The sequence below is a fragment of the Vibrio sp. 10N.222.52.C3 genome, assembly GCF_041474195.1.
In the GTDB taxonomy this organism is placed as follows: domain Bacteria; phylum Pseudomonadota; class Gammaproteobacteria; order Enterobacterales; family Vibrionaceae; genus Vibrio; species Vibrio crassostreae_C.
Genome location: NZ_JBFRTQ010000177.1, coordinates 3,501 through 6,128, shown reverse-complemented (window position 1 = coordinate 6,128; position 2,628 = coordinate 3,501). Strand labels below are relative to the sequence as shown.

Genomic DNA, 2,628 nt, shown 5'->3' with positions numbered 1-2,628 from the left:
TGAGGGTTATAATAATCAGTACATTTATAGACAAATTCAGCTTCATTACTGGTTACATAGAAACCGTGCGCAAACCCTTCTGGGACCCAAAGCTGACGTTTATTTTCAGCAGACAGATATTCACCAACCCATTGACCAAAAGTCGGTGAGTCTTTTCTAATATCAACGGCTACATCAAACACTTCACCTGAGACTACTCGAACAAGCTTACCTTGAGTATTTTCAGTTTGATAATGCAAACCACGTAAAATCCCTTTCTTCGACTTAGAGTGATTATCTTGAACGAACTTAGTAGGTTTACCTGTCACTAGCTCTTCAAATTTCTTTTGATTCCAAGTTTCCATAAAGAAGCCACGTTCATCACCAAACACACTTGGTTCTATAATTTTCACATCTGGAATACGAGTATCGATTACTTTCATTTTATTATTCCGTATACGCTTGAATATTGTTTAACGCGGACTTCCAATCGCTCGCTTTAACCGAGAAACCTAGCGTGATTTTTTCAGTACTTAAACGAGAATTGCTTGGACGCTTAGCTGGTGTTGGGTATTGGTCAGTAGTAATACTTGTTAAGGTCGGCTTTTTCGCAAGAATTTTGTTCTCTACCGCAACATCAAAAATGGCATCAGCAAAGTCAAACCAACTAACGTGAGGCAAACCCGAGTAATGGTAGACGCCGTACTCAACAGCATCACCTTGATTAATACGCTGCGCGATTTGGATCAATGCATTGGCGATATCACCGGCATAAGTCGGCCCGCCAAACTGGTCACCGACAATACTCAATGCGTCTCTGTTCTCACCTAAACGCAGCATCGTCTTCACGAAATTATTGCCACTCTCACCAAATACCCATGCAGTACGAAGGATGATGTGTTTATCACACGCCTCAGCAACGGCGATTTCACCGGCGAGCTTACTTTTACCGTAAACGCCTTGAGGATTGGTAGCATCCGTTTCCACATACTCACCCGCTTTATTGCCTTCAAAGACATAGTCGGTCGAGATATGCAGCATTGCAGCACCAACGCTCTGCGCGGCTTGTGCGAGGTATTTTGGACCATCACGATTTATCGCGTAAGAAAGCTCCACCTCATCTTCAGCCTTATCAACCGCTGTATGTGCCGCCGCATTAATAATGATGCTAGGCTCAAACTCAGCAACAGCTGCATTGACAGCGTCTTGATTGGTAATATCAAGATACTCTCTATCAAGTGCTAATACCTTTGTATTCTCATGATTCGCTAACTGCTCAGTTAAACGCGAGCCAACTTGGCCATGGCAACCCGTAATTAGGATACGCATTAGCTTACTACCTTTTTCTGAGTTTCAGTCACTAGACGTGTCAAATACTGACCGTATTCGTTTTTCATCATTGGTTTGGCTAGAGTCAGAACTTGCTCACCACTCAACCAACCATTACGCCACGCGATTTCTTCTAAGCACGCAACTTTCAAGCCTTGAACATTCTCAATCGTTTGAACAAAAGAAGAGGCTTCATGCAGACTTTCATGTGTACCAGTATCTAACCAAGCAAAACCACGACCGAGTAACTCCACGTTTAATGAACCATCATTGAGGTACATTTCATTTAGTGTCGTAATTTCTAATTCACCACGATGAGATGGCTTCACTTGCTTAGCCATTTCCACCACTCGGTTGTCATAGAAATACAAGCCTGTTACCGCATAGTTAGATTTTGGCGTTTCCGGCTTTTCTTCAATTGAAACGGCTTTCATCTCTTCATCAAATTCGACCACACCAAAACGTTCTGGGTCTTTCACTTGGTAGCCAAACACGGTTGCACCCGATTCTCTTGAAGCGGCACTTTGCAAGGTTCTTGAAAAAGATTGACCATAGAAGATGTTGTCGCCCAGCACTAAACACACGCTGTCATCACCAATGAACTCTTCACCGATAATAAACGCCTGAGCTAAGCCATCTGGGCTTGGCTGAATCGCATACTCTAGGTTAATACCAAAATCTGAGCCATCGCCAAGCAGGCGCTTAAAACCAGCATTATCTTCTAGTGTAGTAATAATCAGAATGTCTTTGATTCCGGCCAACATCAAAGTAGAAATCGGGTAGAACACCATTGGTTTATCGTAAATCGGCAAGAGTTGCTTGGATACGCCGCGAGTCAATGGGTATAAACGAGTTCCAGAGCCACCCGCAAGAACAATACCTTTCATTATCTATTTTCCTTTGAATCTGTTGCTTCTACACCCAAACGCTCACGTTGATAACTACCATCTTGCACGTTTTGACACCATACCGAATTATCTAGATACCATTGCACCGTTTTACGAAGACCGGTTTCAAACGTTTCTTCTGGCGTCCAATTGAGTTCGCGCTGCATTTTGCTTGAATCAATCGCGTAACGTCTATCATGACCTGGGCGATCTTGAACGTACGTAATTTGCTCGGCATACGCTGATTCTTTCGGTACTAACGTATCTAGGATGTCACAAATCGTCTGTACTACTTCGATGTTGGATTTTTCATTGTGACCACCGATGTTATAAGTCTCTCCTACGACACCTTCTGTCACGACTTTGTAGAGTGCGCGGGCGTGATCTTCAACAAACAGCCAGTCACGGATTTGGTCGCCTTTACCGTAAATAG

The 2,628-nt window shown here is 43.3% G+C and carries 4 protein-coding genes; all 4 read right to left on the bottom strand.

Features of this window, described 5'->3' with window-relative positions; translation table 11 throughout:
- Positions 1 to 422 (bottom strand): dTDP-4-dehydrorhamnose 3,5-epimerase (gene rfbC / locus AB4517_RS21335; protein ID WP_372149862.1); only part of this gene is annotated, 422 nt, incomplete at its 3' end.
- A 4-nt stretch (positions 423 to 426) separates the two neighbouring features.
- Entirely contained in the window at positions 427 to 1,308 is an 882-nt protein-coding gene (gene rfbD, locus AB4517_RS21330) for a dTDP-4-dehydrorhamnose reductase (RefSeq protein WP_372149859.1), read from the bottom strand.
- Positions 1,308 to 2,195 (bottom strand): glucose-1-phosphate thymidylyltransferase RfbA, encoded by an 888-nt coding sequence (gene rfbA / locus AB4517_RS21325; protein WP_372149857.1) that lies wholly within the window; start codon positions 2,193 to 2,195, stop codon positions 1,308 to 1,310. The genes rfbD and rfbA overlap by 1 nt, the downstream gene beginning before the upstream one ends.
- Positions 2,195 to 2,628: GDP-mannose 4,6-dehydratase (locus tag AB4517_RS21320; RefSeq protein ID WP_372149855.1), on the bottom strand; the 434-nt coding region annotated here is incomplete at its 5' end. The genes rfbA and AB4517_RS21320, both read right to left, overlap by 1 nt.

Bases quoted from the DNA above. Each gene is read 5' to 3' on its own strand.
- rfbD (WP_372149859.1), bottom strand. From the start codon at position 1,308: ATGCGTATCCTAATTACGGGTTGCCATGGCCAAGTTGGCTCGCGTTTA.
- rfbA (WP_372149857.1), bottom strand. From the start codon at position 2,195: ATGAAAGGTATTGTTCTTGCGGGTGGCTCTGGAACTCGTTTATACCCA.